This is a genomic window from Microcoleus sp. D2_18a_B4 (genome assembly GCF_036702475.1).
Classification (GTDB): domain Bacteria; phylum Cyanobacteriota; class Cyanobacteriia; order Cyanobacteriales; family Microcoleaceae; genus Microcoleus.
Genome location: NZ_JAUBTL010000003.1, coordinates 33,410 through 46,508, shown reverse-complemented (window position 1 = coordinate 46,508; position 13,099 = coordinate 33,410). Strand labels below are relative to the sequence as shown.

Here is a 13,099-nt window from a genome sequence, read left to right as displayed (position 1 = left end):
AGTACCTAAAAAACTAACGAGATGCCTGCGATTAGCGTTGAAGAAGCCAAGCAGAGTCTGCAAGCTATCTTGGAAAAGGTGGCCAAAGGAGAAGAAGTGACGATCGTACAGGAAGGCCAAGTAGTAGCTCGCGTAGTCCCGCCGCTATCCAAGGAGCAGCGGTTAGCTAGGCGTAAAGCATTCCGAAACTCCATTAATGTCAAGGGCGAGCCAATGAGTGCAAAAGTCATTAGGCTAAGGGAGGAAGCACGCTATTGATTTATATAGATACTATTAAAGTAAAGTTCAGTTATTAATTGCCGTAGCTGAGGGCTAAAAGTACGCGCGAGCGAAGCTATCCCGGAGGGAATCGACCTTTTATCAAGGAAGCTGCACTTACGCCTCCACCAAAGGTGCATAGCAGGATTTCATATCCTCGTGAGAGATGATTTTAGTTGATGTTTCCGCAGGTTCTAATCCCTTGCGGGCGTTGAGCCAAGGTGTCTCTGATTGCGTCAATTCTGCAAGATGTTTAGCACTTAATTCTCCATAAGCATTCCAAACTTCTTCGAGAACCTCGATTTCATCTTCATCAAATTCTGCTTCCAAATTATCGGGAGCTGGAATATCGCTATATTTGTAAGCTTTGTACTCATCCCAAACATCGCGGACAATGGGGCCGGAAACCCAAGCTTCAATATCTTGAAAAAATAGCGGCTGGTTTCTAAATACTAAACTCCAAGCTTGCGCGTAATATACGAGCTTTTGCAGTTTGAGAGGAGAAATGGTATCGCCTGCTTCTCGATCGACACGACATAAAAAGTAACGAGCTACGTCAAGAGCACTTTTCATAGTTTTAGGATTTTAGTAATTTGACAAATTCACTTTTGATGCTAAGCTATTTGGTGGCTTTAGAAGTACGATCGCAATTTCGATCGCCCTTTTCCCCTCGCAACTACATTTCTCTCTCCAAATCCCGCAATTTTTGAGCTAATTCTTTCTCGCTGCAGCTAAGCTAACTCCTCATGTCAACCAGGTTCATCCGGCTCTACCCTAGGTAAATATTACATCTTGCACCATTCTCAAGAACAGGCAAGATGCCTGTTCCACAAAGAGTAGATTTTCCTGTGGAACGGGCCCCAGAGCCCGTTCCTAAAACGCTTATTGACAATGGTGCAACATCTCAGTAAATCATACATCGCTGGCAGGCTTTGCTTCGGAATGTCGATCGCCCCGATGCCAGCGACTCCCAATGCTGGATGGGAAACATCATCAAGACTCACTGCTACTGGCGGTCAAAACCTGGTATTTCTATTTTATCGCCCGAATTATCCCAACCAGCAATTAAAGTCCCCACCTGCGGTACGCTAGATCAGGTGAATATATTGGCTGATTTCAAGCTATCCTCCGATCGATCTTATGTCTCCAACCACATCTGCCCCTTCCCGAACCGTTCGCATCGGTTCCCGCAAAAGCCAACTCGCTCTCGTGCAAACCCACTGGGTGCAAGAACAGCTACAGAAACACTTCCCGGAACACACTTTTGAAGTCCACACCATGTCCACCCAAGGGGACATAATTCTTGATGTCGCCCTCGCTAAAATTGGCGATAAAGGACTTTTCACCAAAGAATTAGAAACGGGAATGATTAACAATGAAACGGACTTTGCCGTTCATTCCCTCAAAGATTTGCCTACCAATTTGCCCGAAGGTTTAATTTTAGGATGCGTCACCGAACGGGAAAATCCCGCTGACGCCTTGGTAGTTCACTCTAAGCACAAAGACAAGCAACTCGACACCCTCCCAGAAGGTTCAGTAATCGGTACTTCTTCCCTGCGGCGGCTAGCTCAACTGCGACACCATTTCCCTCATTTTGAATTTAAAGATATTCGCGGCAATCTCAATACTAGACTCGCTAAATTAGATGAGGGCGGTTACGACGCGATTATTTTAGCAGTTGCCGGCCTCGAAAGATTGGGAATGGGCGATCGCATCCACCAAATTATCCCTGCTGAAATCTCCCTTCACGCCGTCGGACAAGGTGCTTTGGGCATCGAATGCCGCGCCGGAGACACAGAAATCATGGCACTGATTAAAGCTCTCGAACACTCGGAAACCGCCCAAAGATGTTATGCCGAACGCGCATTTCTGCGGGAATTAGAAGGCGGCTGTCAAGTGCCGATCGGCGTCAATACCAAAATAGAAAACGGTCAATTAACCTTAACCGGAATGGTATCGAGTCTCGACGGCCAGCGATTCGTCAAAGATAGTGTTTCCGGGGCCGCCGAGACTGCTGAAATGATCGGAATTGACCTCGCTCACCGCTTGCGCCAACAGGGTGCTAGTGAAATTTTGGAGGAAATATTTGTCCAAGTTCAACGTGGTTCCTAAAACCGATCCGCATCTCTTTGTCAATGCTTTTAGACGCGATATATCGCCTTTTGTAAAATAAAAATAACAGGCGGTTTGCTTTGGCAAAACAGGTAGAGTAGCAGTCTGATTGTAGATTTTTGATGGGATTTTAGGTAGGACTCGCGCGATAGATTTCAAAAATATCTGACTAATTTAGGACGCTCCGCACGGGTGTTAAGTAACCCGGTTTCTGATGTAAGTCTCGCTGTATAGCCCAAGATTTATGGTAAAAACCGGTTTTTTTTCGTAAGTCCTCTAATTCTTAACATCCCCATCCACAATCTACAATCAAACATCCAAAATTAATCAGCAATTTATTTCAGGTAAAGGCAAAATATGAGCGCTAGAGAAACTCAATTAAAGCTGGAAGTGAAAAAGGTTCAGCAACTCTATAGCAAAATGCAAGCAGACCAACAAGCTTTGCAGAAGCAATTGAAAGAGTTCAAAACTCAAGCAGGAAATTTTTCGGATGCAGTCGAGCAAGTCTTGCCGTCCTTAGTTTCAATTTACGTCATGGATTGGGATACCGAAGAAGAGATTTCTTCAGGAAGCGGGTTCTTTGTATCGCCGGACATAATTGTCACGAACTATCACGTTGTAGAAGATATTGCCGATGAAGATTACTTCTATGAAGAAGATGAAATCGAACAGGTTTTAGTCGAAACTCACGACGGAAAATTGAGATTAGCAGAGGTGGTGTTTACTGGTAATGCTGAAGAAGATTTAGCATTACTCTTAATTAGCGATTTTACCTTCGACCCGAACACAGGGGAACAAGTGGATTCTCCCCAAGAATATCCTCCCCTAGAGTTGTCTTTGGATGTGAAAGTGGGAGATAGAGTAATTGCTGTGGGCAATCCTTTGGGGCAGTTTGCTTCAACTGTAACTCAAGGTATTATTAGTGCAATTCGCGAACCAGAGGAATATGAAGAAGGCGACGATGAAGAAGATGTTGCTGAGGTGAAGGTGTTGCAAACTGATGCGGCGATTAATCCGGGAAATTCTGGCGGCCCGTTGATTAATATGGCTGGTCAAGTGGTTGGTGTGAATACCTGGGGATTGGAAGATGCCGACAGTATTAATTTGGCGATCGCCTCTGAAGCTTTGGATGATTTTCTAGCGGGATTTGAGGAGACTATTGAGGACAATTCTCAGAATTAGTCGGGAGTTGTCCGTAATATGTGATTCGGGCGTTGGCGAAGTTTGGAGAAGAGGATCGCTCTTTTTATGAGAGGGGATGAAAAAGGCGATCGCTATTTCCTTAACTCAATTGGCGTAAGTCCCACGCTGTAATTGTACTCAATTGGGCGTTGGGATATAAGCCAAGCAAGGTATATGAAAAAGAGCGACAATTTACTGTTTCTCTAGCAAAAAAACTTGTAAGATATAAGTGGTTGCGACCCACCCACTCGACTGCAAACAACAGGTCACAGTAGCAGTAGTATGCTTACCAAGGATAACTGCGAGAGAAAAGGGGAAAAAACAGACCGCTGGTTGGCAAGGTAATGCCCTACCGTAAAATATAAACCATGTTTGTTGTACGAAAACAGTTTTTGGTCTTGGGAAACAGGACTTCTGCGTGGGTTCCCTACGAAGGGATAAAGGCTGCAAAGCTAGAGATGCAGTGTCAGACTCGGATCGTCTTCAGTGACGAATCTCAGTAATGAGATACCTAACAGAGCAACGGCAGATGATACACGAAGCCTACACGCTGACCGAAGGTCAGTGCTAGGTATTTCACTCTAGACTAACAATCTCAAGGAACACAAAAAAATAATGCGTATTTTATTTGTATCCGCCGAAGCATCACCCCTCGCCAAAGTGGGCGGTATGGGCGATGTCGTCGGCGCTTTGCCGAAATTTCTGCGGCGCATGGGCCACGATGTCCGCATCTTCATGCCCTACTACGGTTTCGTCCCCGACAAAATGGACGTTCCCAAAAAACCTGTTTGGGATGGATCTGCCATGTTCCAAAGCTTCTCGGTGTTTGAAACTGTTTTGCCGGGAACCGATGTACCTTTATACTTATTGCAACATCCATCTTTCTTACCGCGCCGCGTTTACGGCGGTGTAGATGAAGATTGGAGGTTCACTTTCTTTGCCAATGCTGCGGCTGAATTTGCCTGGAATCATTGGAAGCCCCAAATTATCCACTGTCACGACTGGCATACGGGGATGATACCTGTTTGGATGAGCCACGATCCTGATATCAGCACAGTTTTTACTATTCACAATTTAGCTTATCAAGGGCCGTGGCGCTGGCGTTTGGAACAGATGACTTGGTGTCCTTGGTATATGCAAGGTCACAATACAATGGCGGCCGCAGTACAGTTTGCCGATCGCGTAAATACAGTTTCACCGACTTACGCCGAGCAAATCAAAACCCCAGCTTATGGGGAAACTTTGGAAGGTTTGCTGTCTTACCTCGGCGGTAAAGTATCGGGCATTTTGAATGGAATTGATACAGAATCTTACAACCCGGCAACTGACAAGTACCTCCATCAACAATTTAGTGTTGATACTATTGAAAAGCGCCCCGCTAATAAAATTGCGCTGCAAGAAGAAGTCGGCTTGGAAGTAAATAAAAATGCCTTTTTGATCGGGATGGTGACAAGGCTGGTAGAACAGAAGGGATTGGATTTGATAATTCAAATGCTCGATCTATTCATGGCCTATACCGACGCTCAATTTATTGTACTCGGAACGGGCGATCGCTACTACGAAACCCAACTCTGGCAAATGACAGCCCGCTATCCCGGTAGGATGTCCACCCAACTACTTTACAACGAGGCCCTCTCCCGGCGCGTTTACGCAGGCTGCGACAGCTTCCTGATGCCCAGCCGTTTCGAGCCCTGCGGCATCAGCCAAATGCTCGCCCTCCGCTACGGGTGCGTGCCAATGGTTCGTCGCACCGGCGGTTTAGTCGATACCGTTTCCCACAACAACCCGATCGACAATACCGGTACCGGTTACTGTTTCGATCGCTACGAGCCCCTAGACTTGTTCACCTGCATGATCAGAACTTGGGAAGGTTTCCGCTACAAAGATAAGTGGAGAGAACTGCAACAGCGTGGCATGAGAGAAGATTTTAGCTGGGATATTTCGGCCCGGAAATACGTCAACTTGTACAGCGATATTTTGGGACTGCCGCCCGAAGAAACTGCACCGGCACCAGAGGCAGAATTGATCGTTGGTAAGGGTTAATCGGTAATCGGTAAGTTGACAGTTGACAGTTGACTGTTGACTGTTGACTGTTGACTGTTGACAGTTGACTGTTGGCTGTTAGCTGTTGTTTTTTGTTAGTTTTTTGTTCCAATGCCCTATGCCCTATGCCCTATGCCCAATTCCCGATTAATCAACAAATAAATCGAGAGGTAAATGACCGTAAGTGCCACTAACTCCACCTTCTGAGGAAGATTGGCACGACACCAAAACGCCCCGGTAAGTTCCGGGATAGCCGTCAACATAATACGACCCCTTCAAAGTATTGAACTTAATATAAACCGAACCAGCAAAGGTCGAGACAGCATTGGGATCTAAAACAGCTTGATATCCCAAAGCTTTTAAATAAGCTTCTAAAGCTAAAAACCCCTCATCCGTCGAAGAAGCGCACACTCCCAACATTTGATAATCCGACAAACTTGCTACCAGCAAAATCGCTTGACGGAGTGCCTGTTTTTCCAGCGGCGATCCTACAGATTGCATATCCAGACAAGTGAAATCTTTGAGGATTTGCTGTGCTTCTTCAACAGTTAGGGTAGTCGGGTTTTGAGTAGACATGAATTGCTCTGATATTTCCCAAAATTACGATCAACACTGGGGTACTCGTCAACGAATTTCTGCCCTTGCAACCCTCGATCGACGGCGGTAACACTTGCACAAGTCCTGATTATAGCCGATTGTGTGCTCTGGCCATCAATTCGGGCGATCGTCTTCGAGGACTTCGCCAACGCCGGAAGCGCACAAAAAAGCTAGTAGTTTTTACCCCCGTTTTCAAGTTTAGATCAGTCCGCGTTTTTTCAGCTTTGCTAGCGCATCTTCCGCCGCATTTTTCTCAGCATCTTTTTTGCTTTTGCCTTTACCTTCTCCATAGAGTTTCTCTGCAACATAAACTTTAGCGAGAAATTCCGGCTTGTGGGGTGTACCTCCTGCTTGGACTGTCACGTATTTGGGGGGAGTCGTGTCACCATTGGCCTGTACCCATTCTTGAAAGCGATTTTTCGAGTCTACAGTCGATCGAGTTTCCACAACATTTTCGGGAACAGAATCAAACATTTGTTGAACAAACTTGCGAACTTTGTCCATGTCTTGCGTGTCGAGATAGTAGGCGCCAATAAATGCTTCAAAAGTGCTGCTGAGCAAATTTGGATTAGTAATCCCACCTTCTCGATAAGCTCCTTTTCCGAGCCGCATTTTTAAGTCTAAACCTATTTCAGTAGCAAATCTGGCTAATTGTTTTTCATCTACTAATGCAGAACGCCGGCGAGTCAGTTGGTCTTCTCCCATTTCTGGATGACGCTGATAGAGATATTCGCCGCTGAGAAAAGTCAGCAAAGCATCGCCGAGAAATTCTAAGCGTTCGTTGTCTTCTTCGCGGAATGTGGGGTTTTCGTTGACGTAGGAACGATGGGTGAGCGCTTGGCGCAGCAGTTTTTCATTGTGGAATTCGGGAAGGGTAATTTGGAGTTCTTGTGTTGGATTAGTTAATGGCATGGGAGTTTTGTAATGGTTATTCTTGGTGGAGTTGGGTGTTATTATGTGGACATGAAAGAGCCGCAAATAGCGGTAGGTTTGGAGAATCTAGTTTATCAAATAAACTGGATTTTTGCTATCTGCGGCGAGGTTGATTTTAACAGATATTTTGGGCTTTTGCCCTTAGTCCACCAGTCCGCCAGGGAATTAATTCCCTGGCGGGCAGTGCCACTTTATGCAGATAATCGGTCTGCTTCTATTGATAACTGTTTTGGATTTTTAAGTTGCGGTTTCAATCCTGCACACAAACTAGACAATTCGTCTACATAATGAAAGTTATGTTCACCAACCAGCTTAATCAGTTTTTTGCTCGCACTTTTGCGCCGTGCAAAAACGATGACTGTTTTACCAGAAGCCATCAAAAGGGCAATTAAACCTGCAAAGTCCCTATCTCCTAGGACTAGGATAATTATCTCAGGACAAGGCTTAATTGCAAATAGTTTAGTACAGTCAAACACCAATTTTATGTCGGCACTATTTTTACCTGAATCGGGGACATCAATGCCTTTAAAACCAAGCTTTTCTAGGTTTTCTTTGGCAATAACTTGATTGTCGTGCTGCGAGTTGTAGTAAAGTTTTAGCCAATTTAAACGCCCTTTTGATGTGGCAAAATCCAGCAGTAATTCAGCTTGCTTTTGCTTTAAAGAGACGTTCTGAACATCCAGAAGCATAGCAACTCGCGGAGACTTGCTGGTTTGTTGGCCGATGGTTCGATGAGTGTGAGTCATTTTAGTACATCCAGATTTGTTAGTTTGCTTGACGGCGTTTAAATCACGCATCTGGCGCACAAGAAGCATTGAAGAGAGGATTTCCGTTTTGGAAATTCCCCAATCTAACAACTCTCTCCGCCAGTAACTTTTTTTAAGTGTTACTGGGGGGGTGGGTCTAAAGTTGCAGAACCCGCAGGAGTTCGGGTTACGACTAAACGAGTGGTCAAGCGTGAGAATGGATACACAGCTAAACATTGGATTAAAAATCTGAAGGTTTAGCTCATTTTTTAACAAAATATATAGCTGTCCATCCAGTCTCACGGTTGACGACTCGATCGGTCGTAACCAGAACTCCTGCGGCTGCAACAACATCCCACAGCTTTGCGCTTTTGGATGCTGAAAAATCAGCCTTATTACTAGGAAAGCACTAATAACAATTAAATGCAATGAGTATTTATTACTAATTTTGCTAAAATGCTTCGCCGATCGCCCTTCCCAATCGACTGCTGCCAAGTGCGATCGCGAACTTCGTTCCGCACGATCGTCGCATCAATTCTCAGCTATAGTCTATTAGGGGAAATTTTACACCAAATGGGATGATACCATAATCCTAAAACAGTGTAATTTTTACCCTATGTTGCGAACTTGCAGAACGTCGCGACGCGACAAATGGTTTAGCTGGCTGAGTGAGTCAATGGAAGCTTGGGATTTTTGCCGTCGGTGGTTCCACGCCACACAAGAAGAAGAAAAAGCCAGAGGCTACAAAGCGCGTTGCAACCTGCTTCTGGTAAAGGTTTTAGGCGTTAATATTGATGCCGTCAAGCGGTGGGGGCCGGGTTTTGAAAAAATGCCAGACCACCACAAGCGTACCTTGTCATACGCTGACACGCTGCGAGAGATGATAGAGGTTGCTGGCAAAAATGAAGATTTTTTGGAGGAGGTACTAGAACGAATCAAAAACAAATCTAAGAAGATAGGAGAATATTTACACTAAATTGGTGGTGTCAAGCGGGCTGGGTGTTGTATTTTTTGGATGTAGCACTCAACTAGCAAAAGCCTTTAATCACTGTGACACAGAGTTTTTTATCCAATTCCAGCAGCGACGCCATTCAACTTCCCGCGTCCCTGCTAACTCCCGACGCAGCAAATCCTGAGAAAGAACCCCTCAAACATCTGCTGATAGGTTCTCCCCAAGCTGTCAGGAGTACAATTTACCTACTCCACGCGCGCGGGTACGCTGAGGTTGGTGTCTGGAGTCCCCTGCTACCAACTGCTAAAAGTGGTGAGGTGATGAGTATTTTTGTGAAATACCTTCGCATCTAATAGATTCAGATTGCATGGTGCCCCGGAATTATGCTGTGTGCGAAACAATTAGGGTTTGCTCTTCCGGGGCACCCCAGGCGGAGTGTCACTAGATTTTGGCTATTTTATATTAACTAAAAATTATTTTTCTGACATCCTTCGACCCACGCGCCCTGACCTCAGAAACCCGGTTTCTACGAGATTTTGCGACGAGTCACGAAAAATAAAAGAAGAAACCGGGTTTCTCGCCTCCGATGCGATCGCCCCTCTGGCCGTGTGCCCATCCCGCTGAGCTCCGGCATTTGAACAGTAAATGTAAAAATATGTTGCAAACTTGGTACTGCTGTGTTAAGTTTAGTTACAGAAGGTTGAAATTAAACGAGGTTTCTGGTCATGGAAAACAAAGACGCAAAGTTGGGCTTCACTGAGTTCGCTGAAACCTGGAACGGCCGTTTGGCAATGTTAGGCTTCGTTATCGGCCTAGCTACCGAATTCCTCACCGGTCAAGGCATTCTCTCTCAAATCGGTTTGATGTAATCAGCTTAACTGCATACAATAGCTGAAATTCAGTCGGGCGATCGACCCATCACAAGTGCAAAAGCCCCCCCGCGAATAAGTCCCCTTCACTTCACACGGAAGGGGGCTTTTGCATTTTATATAAAAAAATCCAACAGATAATACCATCAAAAATCTTTTCCGTCTCCCTATTTATCGCGAGAGTAACTCCAGCAAACTAAGCAATTCCTACCGAATCCAAAATCCTCAGTTTAGGAGTCAAAGCCGGATGTGTCACCAAACCGTCTCGTTTGTGAGTTCCCCCACTTTTACCTAAAATCATCTCCGACAGATCCGGCATTTCCTGCCAGCACTGCGAGCAGAACCAATAAAGGCGATTGTGGCGAGCGTGGCGGAGCAATTTAGAGGAGCAACAAGGGCAACTATTCATGATATTTTAAACCTTTTTTGAAGATATGGAGCGATAACCCAATTATTAGAGAGATTCACGAAGGCCTGCACATCTCAATTCCAGCAGGCACCAAAATAAAAAATCTCTTTCACTCACAGCTTTGAGCGTCGCGCAAGTAGCACTTTTGGAGGCCCAAGAGTAACACCACAATCAAAAGCTGAACGCTCCAAGGTGCCCAAGAGAAACCCCAAATAAAACAACCCAGCCCTGCCCAAGCCACAAGAACAAAAATATCTTGAGAGGTTTGCCAGTAAACCCAGACTGCTGCCAGAGAAACTATTAGTAGCAAAATGTAAGCTGAGGGCATAATCGTCTTCTCCCAATGTGTCTGTCAACAGTCAGGAGCGATCCCTGACGTTCTGCTTAAACATAAAACTAAAACCTGAAGAACTTATGAAGACGAGTGAGTTGTTACAAAAAGTAAAATAATCCTGCCAGCTTATATTTTCCCGATAAATCAGTAGGAATACTGAGATCATGGCTGAGCCCGAATCCGGTTAAATGAACGCACTAGAAATAGGGACTTAGGCATCATCTATTTGTGTCAATTTCACCTCAAAGATCGGCAGGGTTGAAACGCCTAAACGCCTGCCGGACTGCGGTTTTTAGTCTTAAGCTGACAGGACGAAAGGCACGGCGCCTAAGCCGCTACATATATCCTGTCCGCTCGACCGGATTTTATCTAAGGAACCCTAGCAAAGAAACCAAGTTTTTTTAACTCTCTTTGCCTGCAAAACTACTGCTTGAAAAGCTGCATAATTTAATGCGGGCGATCGATCTATTTTTGCTCCCAGCCCAAAGCCTCAGCGACCTGAGCCGCCAAAAACATCGGTTCAAAAGGCTTAGCAATCACGCTCACCACCCCCAAATCCGCGAACATCCGCCTGTCCCCAGCCAGAGCCTTAGCCGTTAATAAAATTACCGGAATGTGCTGCGTAGCCTTATTAGCTTGTAACTGTATAAAAGTAGTAGGCCCGTCTTGGTCGGGCATCATCACGTCCAATAGAATAGCATCAGGCTGTTCGGCAAGAGCCTTAGCAACACCCTCGCGGCCCGAACTCGCTGTCAGGACTTCCCAGCCCCCCACCAGTTCAAGACTGACTTGAGCTACTTCCCGAATATCTTCCGCATCGTCAATAACCAAGATGCGCTTGGCAGTCAAAATTAACATTTTTTTAGCAAGGAGAACTAATTACAGATTAGAGGCGAAATGTGAATATTTTATAAAGCAAATTATCTTACCCGATCGGAATTTACAGTAAATTTTCAACTAGACAGCAGGAGTCCCGCGCTCTACCGATCAAGGTGAGCGTCGGGAGGAATGCGCGTGAGTGAAGAGATCCACCCCTGACCAAAACCGACAATCTTTAGATGTTGTACGGGAAGGGGTGGTCGAAGAACGAACAGATTCCTGATCCTGCCCCTTGTTTTTACTATCTTCACGAGATACAATAATACCAAAGTTCGTGAAAATAATGTCCCAAGTAATCACCGCCAAGCTAAAACTAAAACTGACTGCCGAGCAAAAAGCTTTGGTGTCTCAGACTGCTTTAGCCTACCGAGATGCCTTGAATTACACTTCACAAGTTGCTTTTGATGCAGGCAAAACCAGCAATGGTGCTAAGTTACAGAAAGCGGTCTACAACGAATTGCGGGTTCGATTTGGGCTGGGAGCGCAAATGGCTTGCAATGTACCCAGACAAGTGTCTGGAACCTATAAGACTCTGTGGACTAAGGTAAAACAATCTAACGATGCGATTGCTAAAGGCTACACTAAGAGACGGTATAAAGGGCTAGACAAAGCCCCCAAATATATATCTCGAACTTGTACCCTAAATTATCAACGTGACTACTCTTTTAAAGCCGAGAGGCAAGTGAGTATCATCACTCTCCAAGGTCGAATAGTGGTCTCGTATGATGGTTACAATAAGCATTTAGATTTAATTGCTAATGGTGCAAGGATTGGAGCGGCTAAAATTGTCTATCAGCGTTCCTCCAAGATCTACTATCTGATGGTAAGTATCGAAGTAGAAACGCCTAAGATTGACCCACTGAAAATAACTAGAGTCTCTGGTGTTGACGTGGGTATGCGCTACTTAGCGGTGGAAATAGACTTGCAAAATAAGGCTAAATTCTACTCAGGGAAGAATGCTAGACATAAAGCTAACCGCTACCATAAAGCACGGATGACTCTTCAGCGTAAAGACACTCGTTCAGCGAAGCGAAGACTAATCGCTTTGTCTGGGAAAGAAAGACGGTTTATCGCTGATGTAAACCACCAGATCAGTAAGGATATTGCCAAACCTAACACCCTAATTGGACTAGAAAACCTCACCGGAATACGGGACAGGACTAGGACGAAATCGGGCAAGAAGGCAAGCAAAAAGAGACGTAGAGCTAATCGAAATAAAGCTAAATGGTCTTATGCCGAATTGCACGGGTATATCGACTACAAAGCCAATCTAAATAATTCGTTAGCAACTAAAGTTCCGGCTCATTACACATCGAAAAGTTGTCCTAAATGTGGACATACTTCGGATGCTAATAGACAAAACAAAGGGCTATTATTCCGTTGCGAATGTTGTAGTCATGAGCTTCATGCAGATCTTGTTGGTGCGCGAAATATTGCAATGAGAGCGTTGCTAGTTCGGCAAGACTGGATGAGCACGGGGAGCTTGTCAGCATCCCCTGATGTATCGAGCGGTGAAACCAAAGCCCAAATCCTGCAAAGGTTTTCGGAATTGCGGTGGAGTTCAGATACAAGCCCACATCATAGCGGTATCCCGCTTGATGCTGGGTAGTTGACAACTGTATAGCAGATGTTGAAGGAAGAAGGAACAAGGAAGACCGAACTTGCCATCGAGCGCCAGGGTTTCAACTAAGAACATCCTAACCGTCTGGCGCGGTTGCTGTAAAATATCCCACCCAAAAACAGCCGCTTTTCCACCTCAAATCGCGATTTTTGCCCGCAGTCCCC

Annotated in this window: 16 protein-coding genes; 9 read left to right on the top strand and 7 right to left on the bottom strand. The window is 45.3% G+C overall.

Translation table 11 applies throughout. From position 1 onward, the window contains the following. Nucleotides 1–21: 21 nt before the first annotated feature. Entirely contained in the window at nucleotides 22–258 is a 237-nt protein-coding gene (locus QUB04_RS02640; RefSeq protein WP_333280607.1) for a type II toxin-antitoxin system prevent-host-death family antitoxin, read from the top strand. 117 nt (nucleotides 259–375) lie between these two features. Here QUB04_RS02640 and QUB04_RS02635 read toward each other — a convergent pair whose 3' ends face one another. After that, a complete protein-coding gene (locus QUB04_RS02635; RefSeq protein WP_333280606.1) occupies nucleotides 376–831 on the bottom strand; it encodes a type II toxin-antitoxin system antitoxin SocA domain-containing protein in 456 nt (151 codons plus the stop codon). A gap of 318 nt (nucleotides 832–1,149) precedes the next feature. Between QUB04_RS02635 and QUB04_RS02630 the strand changes: the two genes are divergently transcribed. The 4 genes from QUB04_RS02630 to glgA all read left to right on the top strand — a co-directional run bounded on the left by QUB04_RS02630 (nucleotide 1,150) and on the right by glgA (nucleotide 5,595). Continuing rightward, entirely contained in the window at nucleotides 1,150–1,350 is a 201-nt protein-coding gene (locus QUB04_RS02630) for a hypothetical protein (RefSeq protein WP_333280604.1), read from the top strand. Between the two features lie 48 nt (nucleotides 1,351–1,398). Further along, the gene (gene hemC / locus QUB04_RS02625) at nucleotides 1,399–2,370 is read left to right on the top strand and encodes a hydroxymethylbilane synthase (RefSeq protein WP_333142452.1); all 972 of its coding nucleotides are present in this window, start codon (nucleotides 1,399–1,401) and stop codon (nucleotides 2,368–2,370) included. A 357-nt stretch (nucleotides 2,371–2,727) separates the two neighbouring features. After that, nucleotides 2,728–3,552, top strand: a complete 825-nt coding sequence (locus QUB04_RS02620; RefSeq protein ID WP_333280601.1) for a S1C family serine protease — start codon at nucleotides 2,728–2,730, stop codon at nucleotides 3,550–3,552. Nucleotides 3,553–4,167: 615 nt separating this feature from the next. Next, nucleotides 4,168–5,595, top strand: a complete 1,428-nt coding sequence (gene glgA / locus QUB04_RS02615; protein WP_333280599.1) for a glycogen synthase GlgA — start codon at nucleotides 4,168–4,170, stop codon at nucleotides 5,593–5,595. Nucleotides 5,596–5,742: 147 nt separating this feature from the next. Here glgA and QUB04_RS02610 read toward each other — a convergent pair whose 3' ends face one another. The 3 genes from QUB04_RS02610 to QUB04_RS02600 all read right to left on the bottom strand — a co-directional run bounded on the left by QUB04_RS02610 (nucleotide 5,743) and on the right by QUB04_RS02600 (nucleotide 7,982). Continuing rightward, the gene (locus QUB04_RS02610; RefSeq protein WP_333280597.1) at nucleotides 5,743–6,171 is read right to left on the bottom strand and encodes a DUF1824 family protein; all 429 of its coding nucleotides are present in this window, start codon (nucleotides 6,169–6,171) and stop codon (nucleotides 5,743–5,745) included. 219 nt (nucleotides 6,172–6,390) lie between these two features. After that, on the bottom strand, nucleotides 6,391–7,104 hold the full coding sequence (rnc, locus tag QUB04_RS02605; RefSeq protein WP_333280595.1) for a ribonuclease III: 714 nt from the start codon (nucleotides 7,102–7,104) through the stop codon (nucleotides 6,391–6,393). A 212-nt stretch (nucleotides 7,105–7,316) separates the two neighbouring features. Next, complete coding sequence (locus tag QUB04_RS02600; protein ID WP_333280594.1) at nucleotides 7,317–7,982, bottom strand: NYN domain-containing protein; 666 nt, start codon at nucleotides 7,980–7,982, stop codon at nucleotides 7,317–7,319. A 505-nt stretch (nucleotides 7,983–8,487) separates the two neighbouring features. Here QUB04_RS02600 and QUB04_RS02595 point away from each other — a divergent pair. From QUB04_RS02595 to QUB04_RS02585, 3 genes are all read left to right on the top strand, one after another. Continuing rightward, nucleotides 8,488–8,847 (top strand): hypothetical protein, encoded by a 360-nt coding sequence (locus QUB04_RS02595; protein ID WP_333280592.1) that lies wholly within the window; start codon nucleotides 8,488–8,490, stop codon nucleotides 8,845–8,847. A gap of 74 nt (nucleotides 8,848–8,921) precedes the next feature. Then, on the top strand, nucleotides 8,922–9,176 hold the full coding sequence (locus QUB04_RS02590) for a hypothetical protein (protein WP_015176458.1): 255 nt from the start codon (nucleotides 8,922–8,924) through the stop codon (nucleotides 9,174–9,176). 372 nt (nucleotides 9,177–9,548) lie between these two features. After that, nucleotides 9,549–9,692, top strand: coding sequence for a chlorophyll a/b-binding protein (locus tag QUB04_RS02585; protein WP_006632525.1), 144 nt, complete (start codon nucleotides 9,549–9,551; stop codon nucleotides 9,690–9,692). A 196-nt stretch (nucleotides 9,693–9,888) separates the two neighbouring features. Here the strand turns inward: QUB04_RS02585 and QUB04_RS02580 are convergent, their stop codons facing one another. The 3 genes from QUB04_RS02580 to QUB04_RS02570 form a co-directional block, all read right to left on the bottom strand. After that, on the bottom strand, nucleotides 9,889–10,101 hold the full coding sequence (locus QUB04_RS02580; RefSeq protein ID WP_333280590.1) for a hypothetical protein: 213 nt from the start codon (nucleotides 10,099–10,101) through the stop codon (nucleotides 9,889–9,891). A gap of 109 nt (nucleotides 10,102–10,210) precedes the next feature. Further along, nucleotides 10,211–10,429, bottom strand: coding sequence for a hypothetical protein (locus QUB04_RS02575; RefSeq protein WP_190655558.1), 219 nt, complete (start codon nucleotides 10,427–10,429; stop codon nucleotides 10,211–10,213). 471 nt (nucleotides 10,430–10,900) lie between these two features. Continuing rightward, nucleotides 10,901–11,293 (bottom strand): response regulator, encoded by a 393-nt coding sequence (locus tag QUB04_RS02570; protein WP_333142461.1) that lies wholly within the window; start codon nucleotides 11,291–11,293, stop codon nucleotides 10,901–10,903. A gap of 304 nt (nucleotides 11,294–11,597) precedes the next feature. Between QUB04_RS02570 and QUB04_RS02565 the strand changes: the two genes are divergently transcribed. Then, entirely contained in the window at nucleotides 11,598–12,923 is a 1,326-nt protein-coding gene (locus tag QUB04_RS02565) for a transposase (protein WP_333142462.1), read from the top strand. Nucleotides 12,924–13,099: the final 176 nt, after the last annotated feature.

Coding starts and splice junctions, on each gene's coding strand:
- QUB04_RS02575 (WP_190655558.1), bottom strand. CDS start 10,429: ATGCCCTCAGCTTACATTTTGCTACTAATAGTTTCTCTGGCAGCAGTC.
- QUB04_RS02630 (WP_333280604.1), top strand. CDS start 1,150: ATGGTGCAACATCTCAGTAAATCATACATCGCTGGCAGGCTTTGCTTC.
- rnc (WP_333280595.1), bottom strand. CDS start 7,104: ATGCCATTAACTAATCCAACACAAGAACTCCAAATTACCCTTCCCGAA.
- QUB04_RS02620 (WP_333280601.1), top strand. CDS start 2,728: ATGAGCGCTAGAGAAACTCAATTAAAGCTGGAAGTGAAAAAGGTTCAG.
- glgA (WP_333280599.1), top strand. CDS start 4,168: ATGCGTATTTTATTTGTATCCGCCGAAGCATCACCCCTCGCCAAAGTG.
- QUB04_RS02640 (WP_333280607.1), top strand. CDS start 22: ATGCCTGCGATTAGCGTTGAAGAAGCCAAGCAGAGTCTGCAAGCTATC.
- hemC (WP_333142452.1), top strand. CDS start 1,399: ATGTCTCCAACCACATCTGCCCCTTCCCGAACCGTTCGCATCGGTTCC.
- QUB04_RS02635 (WP_333280606.1), bottom strand. CDS start 831: ATGAAAAGTGCTCTTGACGTAGCTCGTTACTTTTTATGTCGTGTCGAT.
- QUB04_RS02570 (WP_333142461.1), bottom strand. CDS start 11,293: ATGTTAATTTTGACTGCCAAGCGCATCTTGGTTATTGACGATGCGGAA.
- QUB04_RS02595 (WP_333280592.1), top strand. CDS start 8,488: ATGTTGCGAACTTGCAGAACGTCGCGACGCGACAAATGGTTTAGCTGG.
- QUB04_RS02565 (WP_333142462.1), top strand. CDS start 11,598: ATGTCCCAAGTAATCACCGCCAAGCTAAAACTAAAACTGACTGCCGAG.
- QUB04_RS02610 (WP_333280597.1), bottom strand. CDS start 6,171: ATGTCTACTCAAAACCCGACTACCCTAACTGTTGAAGAAGCACAGCAA.
- QUB04_RS02580 (WP_333280590.1), bottom strand. CDS start 10,101: ATGAATAGTTGCCCTTGTTGCTCCTCTAAATTGCTCCGCCACGCTCGC.
- QUB04_RS02585 (WP_006632525.1), top strand. CDS start 9,549: ATGGAAAACAAAGACGCAAAGTTGGGCTTCACTGAGTTCGCTGAAACC.